Origin of the sequence: Micromonospora sp. M51, from assembly GCF_018070305.1 — a bacterium.
Classification (GTDB): domain Bacteria; phylum Actinomycetota; class Actinomycetes; order Mycobacteriales; family Micromonosporaceae; genus Micromonospora; species Micromonospora parva.
Map to the genome: position 1 here is coordinate 1 of NZ_JAGPXZ010000047.1, position 15,760 is coordinate 15,760.

Here is a 15,760-nt window from a genome sequence, read left to right on the forward strand (position 1 = left end):
TCTCCTGCCGACCGATGAAGTCCCCGATCGCCCGGGGCAGGGAACGAACCGGGCCGACGGGTGGGGCCGGCCGACCGGCCAGGGCCAGGTCGCCGGCGAGCACCCGTTGGTGCAGCTCCTGCAGCTCGGCACCCGGTTCGATGCCCAACTCCTCGGCGTACGTCCGCCGGCCCTCGCGGTAGACGGCGAGTGCGTCGGCCTGCCGCCCGACCGAGGACAACGCCAGCATCAGCTGACCTCGCAGCCGCTCCCGCAACGGATTCCGGTCGACGCTCTCCGCCAACTCCTCGATCAGCTCAGCTGCCTGACCGAGGCGCAGTTCGACGTCGACGCACTCCTCCAACGCGGTGAGGCGTTGCTCGTCGAGCGTCTGGGCGCGACGGCGGACGCTCCGGCTCGCGATGCCACCGAGTGTCGGCCCCCGCTACAGGGCCAGCGCGGCGCGGAACTCCATACGCGCCTCGGCCAGCCGGCCGGCGACGACCTGGGCACGGGCCACCTCCACGCGCCGGTTGAAGACTTCGGCGTCCAGGTCGTTCGGTGCGGTACGCAGTCCGTACCCCGCCGGGTCGGTGACGATCAGCTCAGGCGCCAGCCCGAGTTCGGTGAACCGGCGGCGCAGCCGCGACACGCAGGTCTGCAACTGCGCGCGGGCGGTGGCCGGCGGGTGGTCCTCCCACACCGCGTCGACGAGTTCGTCGACCGGTACGAGCCGGCCGGCCCGCAACAGCAGCATGGCGAGGACGGTCCGGTCGCGTCCCGCGGTGACAGTGGCTTCGCCACCGCCCACCCGCAGAGGCCCCAGGATCCCGAACCGCATCTACTCTCCCGCGTCAGTGGTGCAACTTCCAGCAGAGTAGTCCGGTGGTGACAGATCGCCCCGGCCAGGCAAGAGTGATCTGAGAGCGGATCGACAGTGATGCGCAGCAAACTCACTTCGGTTTGTCGGTGACGGCATCCGACGGGGGCGGTGCGCCCGTCCCACCCCAGCGGGGCGGGCGTACCGATTGTCGGTAGAACACGGGCGACAGACGGGTGCCGGGCGGATTCGCCCGGCACCCGTTCGCGTTGCGGTCGGGTCAGCGGCGGCCGACGGTGAGCACCGGCTTGGTGACCTCGGCGAAGAAGTCGTTGCCCTTGTCGTCGACCACGATGAAGGCGGGGAAGTCCTCGACCTCGATCTTCCAGACCGCCTCCATGCCCAGCTCCGCGTACTCGAGCACCTCGACGTGCTTGATGCAGTCCTGGGCGAGGCGGGCCGCGGGGCCGCCGATCGAGCCGAGGTAGAAGCCGCCGTGCTGCTGGCAGGAACGGGTCACCTGACCCGACCGGTTGCCCTTGGCCAGCATCACCTGCGAGCCACCGGCCGCCTGGAACTTCTCCACGTAGGCGTCCATCCGCCCGGCGGTGGTCGGGCCGAAGGAGCCGGACGCGTACCCCTCGGGGGTCTTCGCGGGGCCGGCGTAGTAGACCGCGTGGTCCCGCAGGTACTGCGGCATCGGCTCACCGGCGTCCAACCGCTCGGCGATCTTGGCGTGCGCGATGTCCCGGGCGACGACAAGCGGGCCGGACAGGGACAGCCGGGTCTTGACCGGGTACTTCGACAGCTCGGCGCGGATCTCGTCCATCGGCCGGTTCAGGTCGACCCGGACGACCATCTCACCGTCGAGGGAGTCGTCGGTGACGTCGGGCAGGAACCGCGCCGGGTCGGTTTCGAGGCGCTCCAGCCACACGCCCGACGGGGTGATCTTGGCGACGGCCTGGCGGTCCGCCGAGCAGGAAACGGCGATCGCCACCGGGCAGGACGCGCCGTGCCGGGGCAACCGGACCACCCGCACGTCGTGGCAGAAGTACCGCCCACCGAACTGCGCGCCGATGCCGAAGTTGCGGGTCAGCTCCAGCACCTGCGCCTCCAGCTCCAGATCGCGGAAGCCGTGCGCGCTCATCGAACCCGAGGTCGGCAGCGCGTCGAGGTACTTGGCGCTGGCGTACTTCGCGGTCTTCAGCGCGTACTCGGCGGAGGTGCCGCCAATGACGATGGCCAGGTGGTACGGCGGGCAGGCGGCGGTGCCGATCAGCCGCAGCTTCTCCTCCAGGAACTGCATCATCCGCACCGGGTTGAGCAGCGCCTTGGTCTCCTGGTAGAGGTACGACTTGTTGGCCGAGCCACCGCCCTTGGCCATGAACAGGAACTTGTACGCGTCGGGGTGCCCGTCCGGGTCCTCGGCGTACAGGTCCACCTGGGCGGGCAGGTTGCTGCCGGTGTTCCGCTCGTCCCACATGGTCAGCGGGGCGAGCTGCGAGTAGCGCAGGTTGAGCTTGGTGTACGCCTGGTAGACGCCCCGGGAGATGGCCTCGGCGTCGGCACCGTCGGTCAGCACGTGCCGGCCGCGTTTGCCCATCACGATGGCGGTGCCGGTGTCCTGGCACATGGGCAGGACACCGCCGGCAGCGATGTTGGCGTTGCGCAGCAGATCCAGCGCGACGAACCGGTCGTTCGGCGAGGCGGCCGGGTCGTCGATGATCGCCCGGAGCTGCGCCAGGTGCGCGGGGCGCAGGAAGTGCGCGATGTCGTGCATCGCCTCGGCGGTCAACGCGGTGAGCGCGGCCGGCTCCACAGTGAGGAACCGGCGGCCTCCCGGGCCGTGTACGACGTCCACGCCCTCGTCGGTGACCAGGCGATAGTCCGTCTGGTCCGGGCCGGTCGGCAGCAGAGGGGCGTACGAGAATGCGGCGGCACTGCTCATGAGCGGCAAGCCTAGGGCAGACCGGTCGATCACTCCCACCCGCCGGGCGGGTCCTGGGACGCCGCTCTCATCCAGCAGGCGCGCCGGGCCCGGCCGCCGTGCGCATCGTCGGGCGAACGGCCCGCTCAGCCGTCCTTACCGCCGCCCGGGTCGGGGCAGAGTTCCCCCTTCGGCCCGCAGTCGTCGTTGTCCGGCCCGCCGGGGTCGGTGCCGCCCGGCCGGGGATTCCCACCGTCGCCGGGCGGCCGGGTGGACGAGCCGCCGGCCGCGCCGACGAAGCGGACGTACCCGATCTCCCGCCCCTCGCCAATGATCATGCCCTGTGATCCGACGGCGCGAGCGTTCGCCGAGGTGCGCAGGGCGGCCAGCCGGGACGGCTTCTCGTCGGCCACCACCACCGCGTACGGGGTGAGCGCCGCGCCGGCCTTGCCGCTGGCCTGCCGCGTCCAGAGCACCTTGTCGGTGCCCAGCTCACGGGCGATCACGGAGCGTTTGTCGGCGGCCCGGAACACCGCGGAGCGATCGTCCACAGCAATCAACTTGGTGCCCGACTCACCGACCCAGAGCAGCCGTCCGTCGTACCCGTCGATGACCGCCTCACGGCCGTCGGGAGCGACGCCGATCAGCACGTTCCGCGCGCCCTGCGGGTCCTCGCGTTGCACGCAGCCGGCCGAGTCGGCGGTGCGCAGGTTGACGCCGGCCCGCTGCCAGGCCTCCTGCCCGGTGGCCGAGTCGCGGGCGGAGATGGCGAAGTAACAGGTGCCGTCCTGGGAGCGGGCGGCGATCCGCAGCAGCCGACCGCCCACCACGGAGAGCCGCTCGTCCCGGGCCGGCTCGACGTTCTGCAACACCCGGCCGGTGGCGGTGTCGACCACGTGGACCCGACCGTCGACCGGGAAACCGAGCAGTGGCGGCGCGGCCTCCGCCCCGGCCACCCCGTCGTCGATCCGGTTGGCGGTGAGCCGGCGGGTGCCGCGCAGACCCGGGTTGTCGGCGAGCAGGCCGCTGTGCACTCCGGGCAGGAAAGCCGTCCACAGCGGCGCGGTGCCACGCGGGTCCCAGGCGCTCAGGGTGCAGTCGGTGGCGTCGGTGCAGCGGGCGTCGAGGAGCAGATTGCGGTACGTCCAGACGGCAACCGCGTCGTCGTCACGTCGCCGGGTCACCCCGGTCGTCGGGTCGAGCAGCTCGTACCCCTTGACCAGGAGCTTGCCCACGGCCACGACTGGGTCACGGTCACCGCCGGCGACCGCCGCCCAGTCGGCCTTGCGCTCCCAGAGCTGGGCGCCGGTGGCCAGGCTGCGGGCCTCGACCCGGGTGCGCTGCTCGACAACGACGGCGTCGCCGGCGATGGTCACGCTGCGCGGAGTGCCGCCGACGCGTTGCTGCCAGACCACGTCGGGCTCGGAGATGGGTTCGCTGCGGTCCACCCAGTCCCACAGGCCGGGGAACGGGTTCCACACGCCGGTCGCGGCGAGGGCGACGACCACGGCGAGGCCGAGCAGCAGCCCACCGCGCACGCTCCCCTTCGCCACACCGCACACCGTAGCCACGATCACGGATCTTCCGTACGCCCGCGTCGCCGTGTCGCCGCGCTTTCTGGGCGGGGAGGTGTTACAGCACCCTTCCGTCGGCCCGAACGGCGCTGCGCACCAGTGGAAGCGTGCGGTAGGGAATCTGCTCGGCCAGCGCGATGATCGTGGAGGCCCGGGTGATGCCGGCGGACGAGACGATCTGGTCGATGACCCGTTGCAGATCCGTGTTGGAGCGGGCCACGATCCGGCAGAGCAGGTCGCTGGAGCCGGTGATGGTGTGCGCCTCCAGCACCTCGGGGATGGCGGCGAGGTGGGCGGTGACCGGGTCGTGGCCGTGCCGCTGACTGATCTCCAGGGTGACGAAGCTGGTCACCGCGAACCCGATCGCGGCCGGTGCGATCTCGGGGCCGAAGCCCTTGATGACCCGCCGCTCGATGAGCTTGTCCAGCCGGGCCTGCACGGTGCCCCGGGCCACCCCGAGCCGCCGGGAGCATTCCAGCACCCCGATCCGGGGTTCCTCGGCGAGCAGTTCGATCAAGCGCACGTCGAGCGCGTCGAGCTGTACATTCTGCTCACCATTCATGAGTGCAGACCATACCGAATGCGCAACCTGACCAGCATTTCTGCCAACAGTTGCCCACCCCACACCGGGCCAGCGATCCTCGCCAGAAGAACCGACCACGGCGGCCCACAAGGCCGGCCGGTACGCGAGGGAGCCCATCATGACCCAGGCGATCGACCGACCCCAGTCGACCGAGGACGTCGACACCGACCGGCTCGTGGGAGCTGTCGACCACGACATCAGCCACGACCCGTTCCCGGTCCGGGGCCTCGACCACGTGCACTTCCTGGTCGGCAACGCCAAGCAGGCCGCCCACTACTACTCCACCGCGTTCGGCATGACCTGCGTGGCGTACCGCGGTCCCGAGCAGGGCTACCGGGACCACGCCCAGTACGTGCTGACCAGCGGCTCGGCCCGGTTCGTGCTGACCGGTGCGGTACGCCCGGACGCCGACGGCTCCGAGCACGTGGCCCGGCACAGCGACGGGGTCAGCGACATCGCGCTGGAGGTGCCGGACGTGGACGCCGCGTACGCGCACGCCATCGCCCAGGGCGCCGCGAGCGTCGTCGAGCCGCACGAGGTGAGCGACGAGCACGGCACCGTGCGGATGGCCGCCATCGCCGCGTACGGCGACACCCGGCACACGCTTGTCGACCGGTCCCGCTACACCGGCCCGTTCCTGCCCGGCTTCGTGGCCCGCGGCCCGATCGTGGACCGGCAGCCGATGATCGACGCCGGCATCCAGCCGAAGCGCTTCTTCCAGGCCGTCGACCACGTGGTCGGCAACGTGGAGCTGGGCCGGATGGACGAGTGGGTCGAGTTCTACAAGCGGGTGATGGGCTTCTCCAACATGGCGGAGTTCATCGGCGACGACATCGCCACCGACTACTCGGCGCTGATGAGCAAGGTCGTGGCGAACGGCACCCGCAAGGTGAAGTTCCCGCTCAACGAGCCGGAGATCGCCCGCAAGAAGTCCCAGATCGACGAGTACCTGGAGTTCTACCAGGGCCCGGGCGCGCAGCACATCGCCGTCGCCACCAACGACATCCTGGCCAGCGTCGACGCGATGCGCGCCGCCGGTGTGGAGTTCCTGGACACCCCGGACTCGTACTACGACGACCCCGAGCTGCGCGAGCGGATCGGCAACGTGCGGGTGCCGATCGAGGAGCTGAAGGCCCGCAAGATCCTGGTCGACCGGGACGAGGACGGCTACCTGCTGCAGATCTTCACCAAGCCGGTGCAGGACCGTCCCACCGTCTTCGTCGAGCTGATCGAGCGGCACGGCACGCACGGCATCGTCAAGGGCAACGTCAAGGCGCAGGTCCACGCGATCGAGCGGGAGCAGGAAGCCCGCGGCAACCTGTAACACTTGCGAGCGTGACGCAACCTCCGTCGTACCCGACGCCGCCGGTCGGTGGGCCCCGACCCACCACCGGCGGCGTCGCGCCGCTGCCCGGACCACACCCTTCGGGGTACGCCCCGCGACACGTCCATGACGAGTTCGCCGGGACGGTCGTCGTTAAGGTGTCCTCGTGAGTGAGCGAAGCGGAACGGCCGCGTGAGCGTTCAACCTGGTTGGTACGTCGACCCCGCCGACACCGAGACCCGGCGTTACTGGGACGGCGAGGGTTGGCTCGGCGCGCCCATCCCCGTCGACGCGACCCCGCCGGACGGCCCGCCGCCACCCGAGCCACCACCCGCGCCGGTCGGCCCGGCCGAGCCCGCGACGTCGGCAACCCGCGACGCGGCGACCGCCGCGCCGGGCTGGCCGCCGCAGCAGGGCCCACCCCCCGGGTACGGCCCGCAGCAGGGCCCACCCCCGGGGTACGGCCCGCAGCCGGGGCACGGCCCGGGTTGGGGACCCCAGGCCGGCCCACCCGGATGGGGACCGCAGGCCGGGCCACCCGGATGGGGACCGCAGGCCGGCCCACCCGGATGGGGACCACAGGCCGGTCATCCTGGCTGGCCCGGACGGCCGCCCGAGCCACGACCGCACGGCCACCGGCTGGCCGGCTACGGCCGTCGGCTCGCCGCCCGGGTGATCGACTTCGGCCTCGTCTTCGCCCTGAACGTGGTCGTCAACGGCTGGTTCGTCTGGCGCTGGGCGCAGGAGTGGGCACCGTACTGGCAGGAGGTCTTCCGGCGCGCGGCGCGCGGCGACACCTCCGCCGAGGGCCTTCCGCTCCCCAGTGAGCAGTCCAACTCCCTCCTGGTGGCGATCCTGCTGATCGCCACCGCGCTCTGGCTGGCGTACGGGGTGCCCGCCATGGCCGCCGGTGGGCAGACCGTCGGCAAGCGGATGATGCGGATCCGGGCGGTGCCGATCGCCGCCGACCAGCCGCTGGGCTTCCGCCGGGCGTTGAGCCGGTGGAGCACGCTGGGCCTGCCGACGCTGCTCTGGTACTGCGCCGGGCTGGGCCTGGTGCTGCAACTGGTCGACGCCCTCTCCCCCCTCTTCGACCACCCGCTGCGCATGGCGCTGCACGACAAGCGCGCGCAGACGGTGGTCGTCGAAGTCCCCAACCGGCCCGATTCCGCCCCCTCGAACGACCGCAACCAGCCCCCGGGAGACACCCCATGACCGACTCCGGACGTCACCAGCCGGCACTGCGGCTGACCCGCGCCGACCTGGACGCGCTGCCCAACTACGTGCCGGGGCGCAGTCCTGCCGACCTGGCCCGCGAGTTGGGCCTGCCGGAGGCCATCAAGCTGGCCAGCAACGAGGTGCCGTACGGCCCGCTGCCCGGCGTGGTGGAGGCGGTCACCGAGGCGATCACCACGTCGCACCGCTACCCGGACATGGGCGTTGTCGCGCTGCGGGACGCATTGGCCGAGCGGTACGGCGTCGACGCCGACCGGATCGCCACCGGCTGCGGCTCGGTGGCGCTCGCCGAGCACCTGGTGCGGGCCACCTGCCTGCCGGGTGACGAGGTGCTCTACTCGTGGCGGTCCTTCGAGGCGTACCCGATCATCGTGGCGACCAGCGGCGCGACCAGCGTGCGGGTGCCCAACGACGCCGGGCACGGGCACGACCTGGCGGCGATGGCCGCGGCGGTGACCGACCGAACCAGGGTGATCTTCGTCTGCAACCCGAACAACCCCACGGGTACGGCGGTGCGCCGGGCCGAGTTGGACCGGTTCCTCAACGGGGTGCCGGACGACGTGCTGGTGGTGATCGACGAGGCGTACCGGGAGTTCGTCACCGACCCGGAGGTGCCGGACGGTCTCGACTACCTGGACCGGCCCAACGTGGCGGTGCTGCGCACCCTGTCGAAGGCGTGGGGGCTCGCCGGGCTGCGAATGGGCTGGCTGGTGGCCCAGCCGGTGGTGGCCGCCGCCATCCGCAAGGTGGCGACCCCGTTCTCCAGCAGCACGGCGGCCCAGGCCGGGGCGCTGGCCGCGCTGACCCAGGCGACGGAGATGGAGCGCCGCTGCGCCCTGGTCGTCGCCGAGCGGGACCGGGTCACCGAGGCGCTGCGCAAGTTCGTGCCCGAGGCGCCGACGAGCCAGGCCAACTTCGTCTGGCTGCCGTTGGGCGAGCGTGCCGTGGCGTTCGGCAAGGCGTGCGAGTCGCGCGGGGTGATCGTGCGGCCGTTCGCCGGGGACGGCGTCCGGGTCACCATCGGCACCCCGGCGGAGAACGACGCCTTCCTGGCCGCTGCGGAGACGGCGCTGACCTGAGGACCGACCGGCCATCTGTGACCAATTAATGACGGATGGACGGTTTGTCCGGTTTGCTCCATTTTTTGCCCTATCTTCCGAAGTAGTCGACGCGCCGAGGATCGCGTCGACTCACTTCGAGAACGGGGTAAAACACGTGCGTACTGCCAAGATCTGTCTGGCCGGCGCGGCCGCCGCGGCGATGGTCGGCTTCCTCGCCGCTCCGGCCGCCGCCGCGCCCGACGACACCACCGCCACCACGTTCGAGGTGCTCGCCGGCACCCTCGACATCGTCGCGCCGACCACCGCCGACCTTGGTACTGGTGCCCCCGGTGGCACCATCACCGGGCAGCTCGGCACCGTGACCGTCGACGACTCCCGAGGCGCCGCCGACGCCTCCTGGGTCGCCTCGGTGACCTCGACGGTCTTCCAGACCGGCGGCGGCTCGCCGCCCGAGACGGTCCTGCCGGCCGAGATCGACTACTGGTCCGGCCCGGCGACGGCGACCACCGGTGACGGCACCTTCACCCCCGGGCAGACCACCGCCGGCGACGCCGCACCGCTGGACAGCGTCACCCCGCTCACCGCGTTCACCCACAGCGGCGGCACCGGCGGCAACACCGCCAGCTGGAACCCCACCCTGGTGGTCAACGTCCCGCTGGACAGCATCGCGGGCGTCTACACGGGCACGGTGACACATTCCGTGGCGTAGCCGCCGGGGGCGGTCGACCATCGCGGTCGCGCTCGCCCTGTTCTGCCTCGCCGGTCCGGGTCTGTCGACCCGGGCCGGCGCGGTCGAACCGGATGCGGGTTCGGACGACGGCACCATCGGGATCCGGTTGCTGGAAGCCCCGACCGAGCGCCGCGCCGACCCCCGGGCGCTGCGTTACATCGTCGACCACCTACCGCCGGGGACCACCATCAAGCGGCAACTGCTGATCGTCAACCGCACCGACCAGACCCGTCGGGTCGACGTGTACCCGGCGGCCGCGACAGTGGAGGGTGCGGCGTTCCGCTTCGGCGAGGGCCGCGCCGAGAACGAGCTGACCTCCTGGGTCACCCTCGACGAGCGCTCCGTCCAGCTGGGACCGCGGGGCGAGACCCGGGTCCGCGCGACTGTCACGGTGCCGCCGGCTGCCTCCCGGGGCGAGCGGTACGGGGTGATCTGGGCGTCCACCACCTCGCCTCCCCGAGCCGGCGGCGAGATCAGTCAGGTCCACCGGGTCGGCGTCCGGATGTACCTCGACGTCGGGCCCGGCGGCGAACCCGCCTCCGACTTCTCGATCGGCGAGGTGCGCCCGGCCCGCAGCCCCGCCGGCGAACCGTCGTTGACCGTCCAGGTCACCAACACCGGAGGCCGTGCCATCGACCTGACCGGCGCGGTCGCCCTGACCGACGGCCCGGCGGGTAGCCGGGCCGGCCCGTTTCCGGTCGGGCAGGGCGTCACGCTGGCGCCGGGCGCGTCCGGGCAGGTCATCGCCCGGTTCCCGGCCGCGCTGCCGAACGGCCCCTGGAAGGCGGAGGTGAACCTGGAGAGCGGTCTGGTGAAGCGCGGCGTCACCGCGCAGATCACCTTCCCCGACCCCGGTCAGGTCGGAAAGCAGGGCAGCGTCGTCTCCCGGATCGTTTCCGGGTGGACGGTGGCGGCGGCCGGCGCGGGGCTGCTGCTGGTTGTCGGCCTCGCAGTGCTGGTCCGCCGCTCGCGCCGGTCCGGTCGGCCACCCACCAGCCAGCCGAGGGAGCGCGTCCCGGCCGGTCGTTGACCCCGCACCACAACCCGCCCTTCGCCGAAACCCGCCCCTCGCCGAGGCCGTCAGCCCGGCCGCCGCCGGCCAGGCCCGTCAGCCCGGCCGGTCAACTCGGTCGGCGGCGGCGGGCGGCGAACCAACCGATGACGATCAGGGCCGCGCCCAGCATGGCGAGCGGCAGCGCCGACCCGCCTGATCCGGTGACCGGCAACTCGCCGTGACTGGGCGAGGGTTGCGGTGGTGCCGTCGGCGTGGACGTGGGTGGCGGCTGCGGGGTCGGCGACGCCGGCAGGATCTCGAAGGTGACGCCGGTACCTCCGGACGGCTCGGGCCGCGCGACGCTGAACCCGGGTACCGAGGCGGGTTCCGCGGCCAGCACCGGCGACACCGCCAGCGTCAGGCTCGCGGCGGCGGCGAGCGCGCCGCCCACGAGGTAGTTGGCTGCTGTCCTGGCCATGCGCCGACCCCTTCCACCGGAAATCCGAACCGTGAAAAACATACCCTTTTCGGACAAAGAGGTAGAACGGTTCACGATTCCGCGGTCGAAGACGCCACTATCAGGTGGCGGCCAGGATCACCGCCTCGCCGGTGTAGTAGTAACGCCGGTCGTCGCCGTCGGGGTCGACCGGCTTACGGAGCCGCTCGACCGCGACGAACCCGTCCTCGGCCGTCACCGCACCGGGCGCCCAGCCGGTGCCGTCCGAGCCGACGTTGAGCACGAAGCGCGACAACTGCCTACCGGTCACCGGGTCCACAGTCACCAACTCGTTCGCCTCGGTCAGCAGGTGCACCCGGCCCGGCTGCGCGGCCAACACCCGGGCCACCCCCAGGCCCGCGGACCGCCACAGCTCGCTGCCCGTACGCGCCGATCGACCCACCACCACCCCGTCGAGTACGGCGACCGACTGCTCACCGACCAGCACCGCACCGGCCGGGTCCAGCGCGGGGGCGGCGACCGGCCGGCCGGCGTCCACCAGCCAACCCCGACCACCCTCGTCACCCGGCCCGGCGGTCCGCAGCCCCAGACAGTCCGACCAGCCGGTACGGCAACCGAGCGGCGTCACCACCAACGCGTCCGGGCCGTTCGGCGGTCGCCAACGCTCCCGTACCGCGCCCGTCGCCGCGTCCCGGAACTCGACAGTCGCCGCCCCGGCGCAGGTGTCCAGACCGATCAGCTGCCCGGCGGCGGTGGTGCCGACGTCGCTGCGGCAACTGCCGGGCAGCTTGACCCGCCACAGCTCCCGACCGCCGCTCAGCTCGACCCCGCGCGCCTGGGCGTCCCCGGTCACCACCAGCACGGTCCGCCCGTCGGGGAGGTCGGTCAGCTGGAGCCCCGGCGCATCCCAGACGGTCGCCGCCCCGGTACGCCGCACCAGTGCCGCGCTCTCGGCGGGCTCCGGGCCGTCGGCTCGCCAGAGCACCCCGCCGGTGCGGGCGTCGAGTGCGACGAGTTGCCCGTCGGACCAGCGGCTGACCACCGTGCTGCCGCTGGCCACCACCCCGCTCAGCTCTGCCGGCCACCGCCGGTACGACCAGTAGGGGCTGGTCCGGTACCGTCCGTCGACCGGTCGGTCGGCGTAGACCTGGCGGTGTGCGGCGTACACCCGCAGTCTCCCGTCGACGATCAACGGGGCGACCGGCAACCGACCGATCACTCCGGCAGCCGGTCGGGCCGGGGCCGGGTAGTCGCCCCGCGCCACGGTGCTCACCTCTGCCGGCGCGAGGACCCGGTGGACGATGACCGCGACCGCCGCCGTCGCGAGCAGCGCCGCGACCGCGATCACGAGCCGTCGCCGGCCTCTCGGGAACCTCATGCCGCACCTCCGCCCGGCACCCTACCCAGCGGAGGCGGCCGGACCCCGGTCAGGTCGTGGCGGGGCTGCTGGTTGGCGTTCAGGCGGCTTCGACAGTGCCGGTGGCACCGGCCGCGACGGCCAGATCGGCGAGATCACGCCAGAGTGCCGCCTCCACCGCCCGGGCGGCCAGGCCGCCGAGCAGCAGCGCCACCACCCGACCGTACGGAGCGGTCGGCACCGCCTCCTGGGTGACGGTGATCGCTGTGCAGCCCCGGCTGCGGCGACGGACCGGCCGCAGGCCCCAGGTGATGCGATAGTCGGCGCCGGCGCCGGAGGAGCAGAGCACCAGTCGCTGCGGGGCGAGCGCCTCCACCACCAGGAACTCCTCGGTGAGCGTGCCGCCGCCCGGCTGGACGCGCTCCTCACGCCAGGAGGTGCCCGGACCGAACGGGCCGGGGGTGAGCACCTCGATCGGGCCGGCGGCGGTCATCCGCGCAGCGCGGCCGGGCAGGTCGGTCAGCAGACGCCAGACGTCGACAGTGTCGGCCTCGATGATCCCGGTAATCGCCACCGTCGACATGCCACCCTCCCGTGTCCCCGACGGTACGCGGAGTGAGGGCCGGACGGGGCCCCCGGGACGGAATTTCCACCTCCCGGGGGCGATGCTGTCCGATTGGGCGGTCGCTTCGGCACCGGTCGTCGTCGACCGGTGCCGAAGCGCCGGTCAGCGCTCGAAGCGACCGGCCCGAATCGCGCCGATGAACGCTGTCCACCCCGGCGGGCTGACCGCGAGTGTGGGGCCGGCCTGATCCTTGGAGTCGCGGACCCCGACCAGACCATGGACATCGACCAGGTTGTCCGCCACTTCCACGCAGAGCCCCTGGTCGTTTGAGCGGCTACTGGTACGCCAGACCGCGCCCGCAAGATCGTGCATCGTCGTTACCTCCGTGTGCGTCGGGATGCCCACCGCTGGCGGCCGGGTGGAGCCCGGCTCGGATTGCGCGGTGTGGCAACGGAATCCGGACGATCAACGGGTCAACAAGGGCCGGTGATCGCACAGCCGGTGCGATCACGGGTCCCGTGCACGAGACGGATGGCGGGTGCCCGCTCAGCGGGCCGGACGAACCGTGCCGGATACCTCACCGAGGGCGATGGTGGTGCCGTCCGGGCCGGGGGCGGTGGCCGTGATGGTCACCGTGTCACCGTCGTCGAGGAAGGTGCGATTCTCGCCGCCCACAGTGACCGGCTCGGCCCCACCCCAGGTCAGTTCCAGGAAGGACCCGACCTGTCCCCGCTCGGGCCCGGAGACGGTGCCGGAGGCGTACAGGTCACCGGTGCGCAGCGAAGCCCCGTTGACGGTGAGGTGCGCCAACTGCTGTGCGGGGGTCCAGTACATGGTGGCGAACGGTGGCTCGCTGACCCGCTCGCCGTTCCACTCGACAGCCAGTCGGAGGTCCAGGCCCAGGTGCGGCACGTCCCGCAGGTAGTCGACGACCGGCGGGTCCTGGTCGGGAGCGGGCACGAAGGCGTCGCCGAGCGCGTCCAACGGCGTCACCCAGGCCGAGACCGAGGTGGCGAACGACTTGCCGAGGAACGGGCCGAGGGGTTGGTACTCCCAGGCCTGGATGTCCCGGGCGGACCAGTCGTTGACCAGCACCACCCCGAAGATGTGCTCGGCGAAGTCGTCCACGGAAACCCGATCGCCCAACGCGCTGGGTACGCCCACCACGAAGCCGACCTCGGCCTCGATGTCGAGGCGTATCGACGGGCCGGTGACCGGGCCGTCGGCGGAGGCCCGCTGCCCGGTCGGCCGGGTCACCGGCGTGCCGGAGACGACAACGGTGCCGGCCCGACCGTGGTAGCCGATCGGCAGGTGCTTCCAGTTCGGCAGCAGCGGCGGCTGGCCGGGGCGGAAGATCTGCCCGACGTTCGCGGCGTGGTGCTCGGAGGAGTAGAAGTCGACGTAGTCGGCCACCTCGATGGGGAGCAGCAGCTCCACGTCGTCGAGGGGCACCAGCAGCGGCTCCACGGCGGCCCGGTGCGCCGGGTCGGTCAGCAGCTCGGTGATCCGCTGGCGTACCGCCGTCCACTGCGGACGTCCGAGCGCCATGAAGTCGTTGAGCACGGGCCGGCACAGCGCGCCGGCGGCCAGCACCAGCTCGGCGGCCTCCGCAGCGGCGAGGTCGAGGACCCAGGACCCGATCCGTACGCCGATCCGCGCCGGACCGCCGTTCTGTCGGAACACCCCGTACGGCAGGTTCGTCACCCCGTACGGCGAACCGTCGGCGCCGGTCACCCAGGTCATGCGTCGTAGCCCCCGTTCACCAGCCCCAGCCGGATCAGATCGGTCAGTGGTTCCAGGATGCTGCACGAGCCGAAGCCCACCCACAGCGGGCGGGGCGCGTCCAGCCGTGCCGTCGCGCGCTCCACCAGGGGCCGCGGGTCGACAACGGTCAACAGTTCGGCGACCGAGCGCACCCCGTCACCGTCGGCGGCGGCCAGTGTCGCGGCCAGCACGTTGGCGTAGCCGTGGTGGGTGAACCCGGTCTCCGGGTCCAGGTGCCGGATCGCCTGGTGCAGGCCGGCGGTGAGCTTGAACGGCAGGTCCCGGTCCCGGCAGGCGCAGATCACCGTGGCCAGCTCGGTCGGCGTCGGGAAGAGTTCGGCGGCCAGGCCACCGGTGCGGAACTTGGCCGCGACGGGCACCCCGTCGGCCCGCGCGGCGACGAGCGCGTCCAGCGCACCCATCAGACCGAAGGTCAGCGGCAGTTCGGCGTAGATGGCTTCCACACCGGCCAGCTCGCCGGTCAGCCGCAGCAGCTCGGCGATGCCGGGCAGGGGGTCCTCGCCGCGCTTGGCGACCGCCACCTCGACCTGACGCGCGGTGACGCCGTCCGGGGCGAGGAACGACAGCGCGAACGGCAGGTTCCCGATCCCGGTGTCACCGATGACGCCGACCCCCAGGCCCTCGCCCGGGTCGACGAGCCCGCTCAGCTCGCCGGCCGCCACCGTCGAGGCGGGGACCAGCAGCGGTCCGACCAGGTCGGCGTACCAGGCGGCGCGGTGCTGGCGGTGGGCGGCCAGGGCGTCGGGCAGCGTGGCGCTGCCCGGAGGGAAGACGGCGGCGTCGTCCACCAGGCCGGTCAGGAGTGCGGGCACCTGCGTTGACACGGAACAAGAATGTACGGGACGCTACGAGGAACGGACAACAGCGTCCGATTATCGGACGCCTTCGGCCGGTGGACGGAACCCCTCGGGAGGCGAGATGCCGTATTACCGCAGCGTCGGCGAGGTGCCGCGCAAGCGCCACACCCAGTTCCGGCAGCCCGACGGCAGCCTCTACGCCGAGGAGCTGATGGGCCAGGAGGGCTTCTCCTCCGACTCGTCGCTGCTCTACCACCGGCACGCGCCCACCGCGATCCTGGCCGCCGACGAGTTCACCCCGCCCACGTTCACCCGGGCACCGAACCTGCCGCTCAAGCCCCGCCACCTGCGCACCCACAAACTGGACACCGGCGGCTCCGACCCCATCCTCGGCCGGCAGTACCTGCTCGCCAACGACGACGTCCGGATCGGGTACGTCCTCGCCGACCGGCCCTCACCGCTGTTCCGCGACGCCACCGGCGACCACTGCCTCTACGTCGAGGCCGGCACGCTGCGGGTCGAGTCCCCGTTCGGGGTGCTGGACGCGGTCGCCGGCGACTACGTCGTCATC

Annotated in this window: 14 protein-coding genes and 2 pseudogenes; 6 read left to right on the plus strand and 10 right to left on the minus strand. The window is 72.3% G+C overall.

The genetic code is table 11. The features are described 5' to 3' along the window. From KBX53_RS04765 to KBX53_RS04780, 4 genes and pseudogenes are all read right to left on the minus strand, one after another. A pseudogene (locus KBX53_RS04765) lies at window positions 1-820 on the minus strand (BTAD domain-containing putative transcriptional regulator); the annotation flags it as partial. Between the two features lie 259 nt (window positions 821-1,079). Next, complete coding sequence (locus KBX53_RS04770; protein WP_030327871.1) at window positions 1,080-2,747, minus strand: fumarate hydratase; 1,668 nt, start codon at window positions 2,745-2,747, stop codon at window positions 1,080-1,082. A 125-nt stretch (window positions 2,748-2,872) separates the two neighbouring features. Further along, complete coding sequence (locus KBX53_RS04775; protein WP_309140712.1) at window positions 2,873-4,279, minus strand: PQQ-binding-like beta-propeller repeat protein; 1,407 nt, start codon at window positions 4,277-4,279, stop codon at window positions 2,873-2,875. A 79-nt stretch (window positions 4,280-4,358) separates the two neighbouring features. Continuing rightward, window positions 4,359-4,862, minus strand: a complete 504-nt coding sequence (locus tag KBX53_RS04780; protein ID WP_030327873.1) for an Lrp/AsnC family transcriptional regulator — start codon at window positions 4,860-4,862, stop codon at window positions 4,359-4,361. Between the two features lie 139 nt (window positions 4,863-5,001). Here KBX53_RS04780 and hppD point away from each other — a divergent pair, with 139 nt between their 5' ends. From hppD to KBX53_RS04805, 5 genes are all read left to right on the plus strand, one after another. After that, window positions 5,002-6,207, plus strand: a complete 1,206-nt coding sequence (gene hppD, locus KBX53_RS04785) for a 4-hydroxyphenylpyruvate dioxygenase (protein ID WP_210857931.1) — start codon at window positions 5,002-5,004, stop codon at window positions 6,205-6,207. A 192-nt stretch (window positions 6,208-6,399) separates the two neighbouring features. After that, complete coding sequence (locus KBX53_RS04790; RefSeq protein WP_210857932.1) at window positions 6,400-7,422, plus strand: RDD family protein; 1,023 nt, start codon at window positions 6,400-6,402, stop codon at window positions 7,420-7,422. Further along, complete coding sequence (gene hisC / locus KBX53_RS04795) at window positions 7,419-8,522, plus strand: histidinol-phosphate transaminase (RefSeq protein ID WP_030327877.1); 1,104 nt, start codon at window positions 7,419-7,421, stop codon at window positions 8,520-8,522. Before KBX53_RS04790 ends, hisC begins: the two co-directional genes overlap by 4 nt. Before the next feature lie 136 nt (window positions 8,523-8,658). After that, on the plus strand, window positions 8,659-9,213 hold the full coding sequence (locus tag KBX53_RS04800; RefSeq protein WP_309140713.1) for a hypothetical protein: 555 nt from the start codon (window positions 8,659-8,661) through the stop codon (window positions 9,211-9,213). 127 nt (window positions 9,214-9,340) lie between these two features. Further along, window positions 9,341-10,264, plus strand: coding sequence for a hypothetical protein (locus KBX53_RS04805; protein ID WP_210857933.1), 924 nt, complete (start codon window positions 9,341-9,343; stop codon window positions 10,262-10,264). A gap of 91 nt (window positions 10,265-10,355) precedes the next feature. On the opposite strand, the gene KBX53_RS04810 is transcribed toward KBX53_RS04805, so the two are convergent. The 6 genes from KBX53_RS04810 to KBX53_RS04835 form a co-directional block, all read right to left on the minus strand. Further along, window positions 10,356-10,706 (minus strand): LPXTG cell wall anchor domain-containing protein, encoded by a 351-nt coding sequence (locus KBX53_RS04810; RefSeq protein ID WP_245233492.1) that lies wholly within the window; start codon window positions 10,704-10,706, stop codon window positions 10,356-10,358. Between the two features lie 100 nt (window positions 10,707-10,806). Continuing rightward, complete coding sequence (locus tag KBX53_RS04815; RefSeq protein ID WP_210857935.1) at window positions 10,807-12,063, minus strand: PQQ-binding-like beta-propeller repeat protein; 1,257 nt, start codon at window positions 12,061-12,063, stop codon at window positions 10,807-10,809. Window positions 12,064-12,142: 79 nt separating this feature from the next. Next, complete coding sequence (locus KBX53_RS04820) at window positions 12,143-12,625, minus strand: SRPBCC family protein (protein WP_210857936.1); 483 nt, start codon at window positions 12,623-12,625, stop codon at window positions 12,143-12,145. A 144-nt stretch (window positions 12,626-12,769) separates the two neighbouring features. Then, window positions 12,770-12,979, minus strand: coding sequence for a DUF397 domain-containing protein (locus KBX53_RS04825; RefSeq protein WP_030327888.1), 210 nt, complete (start codon window positions 12,977-12,979; stop codon window positions 12,770-12,772). Between the two features lie 174 nt (window positions 12,980-13,153). Continuing rightward, window positions 13,154-14,350 carry a fumarylacetoacetase gene (gene fahA / locus KBX53_RS04830; RefSeq protein WP_210857937.1) on the minus strand — a complete coding sequence of 399 codons (1,197 nt, stop codon included), beginning with the start codon at window positions 14,348-14,350 and terminating at the stop codon, window positions 13,154-13,156. Continuing rightward, a complete protein-coding gene (locus tag KBX53_RS04835) occupies window positions 14,347-15,216 on the minus strand; it encodes a hypothetical protein (RefSeq protein ID WP_210857938.1) in 870 nt (289 codons plus the stop codon). Before KBX53_RS04835 ends, fahA begins: the two co-directional genes overlap by 4 nt. A gap of 94 nt (window positions 15,217-15,310) precedes the next feature. Here KBX53_RS04835 and KBX53_RS04840 point away from each other — a divergent pair. Next, window positions 15,311-15,760: pseudogene (locus tag KBX53_RS04840) on the plus strand (homogentisate 1,2-dioxygenase); the annotation flags it as partial.

Excerpts from the sequence above, each read along its gene's own strand:
- KBX53_RS04770 (WP_030327871.1), bottom strand. The coding sequence starts at position 2,747 with ATGAGCAGTGCCGCCGCATTCTCGTACGCCCCTCTGCTGCCGACCGGC.
- KBX53_RS04780 (WP_030327873.1), bottom strand. The coding sequence starts at position 4,862 with ATGAATGGTGAGCAGAATGTACAGCTCGACGCGCTCGACGTGCGCTTG.
- hppD (WP_210857931.1), top strand. The coding sequence starts at position 5,002 with ATGACCCAGGCGATCGACCGACCCCAGTCGACCGAGGACGTCGACACC.
- hisC (WP_030327877.1), top strand. The coding sequence starts at position 7,419 with ATGACCGACTCCGGACGTCACCAGCCGGCACTGCGGCTGACCCGCGCC.
- KBX53_RS04810 (WP_245233492.1), bottom strand. The coding sequence starts at position 10,706 with ATGGCCAGGACAGCAGCCAACTACCTCGTGGGCGGCGCGCTCGCCGCC.
- KBX53_RS04815 (WP_210857935.1), bottom strand. The coding sequence starts at position 12,063 with ATGAGGTTCCCGAGAGGCCGGCGACGGCTCGTGATCGCGGTCGCGGCG.
- KBX53_RS04820 (WP_210857936.1), bottom strand. The coding sequence starts at position 12,625 with ATGTCGACGGTGGCGATTACCGGGATCATCGAGGCCGACACTGTCGAC.
- KBX53_RS04825 (WP_030327888.1), bottom strand. The coding sequence starts at position 12,979 with ATGCACGATCTTGCGGGCGCGGTCTGGCGTACCAGTAGCCGCTCAAAC.
- fahA (WP_210857937.1), bottom strand. The coding sequence starts at position 14,350 with ATGACCTGGGTGACCGGCGCCGACGGTTCGCCGTACGGGGTGACGAAC.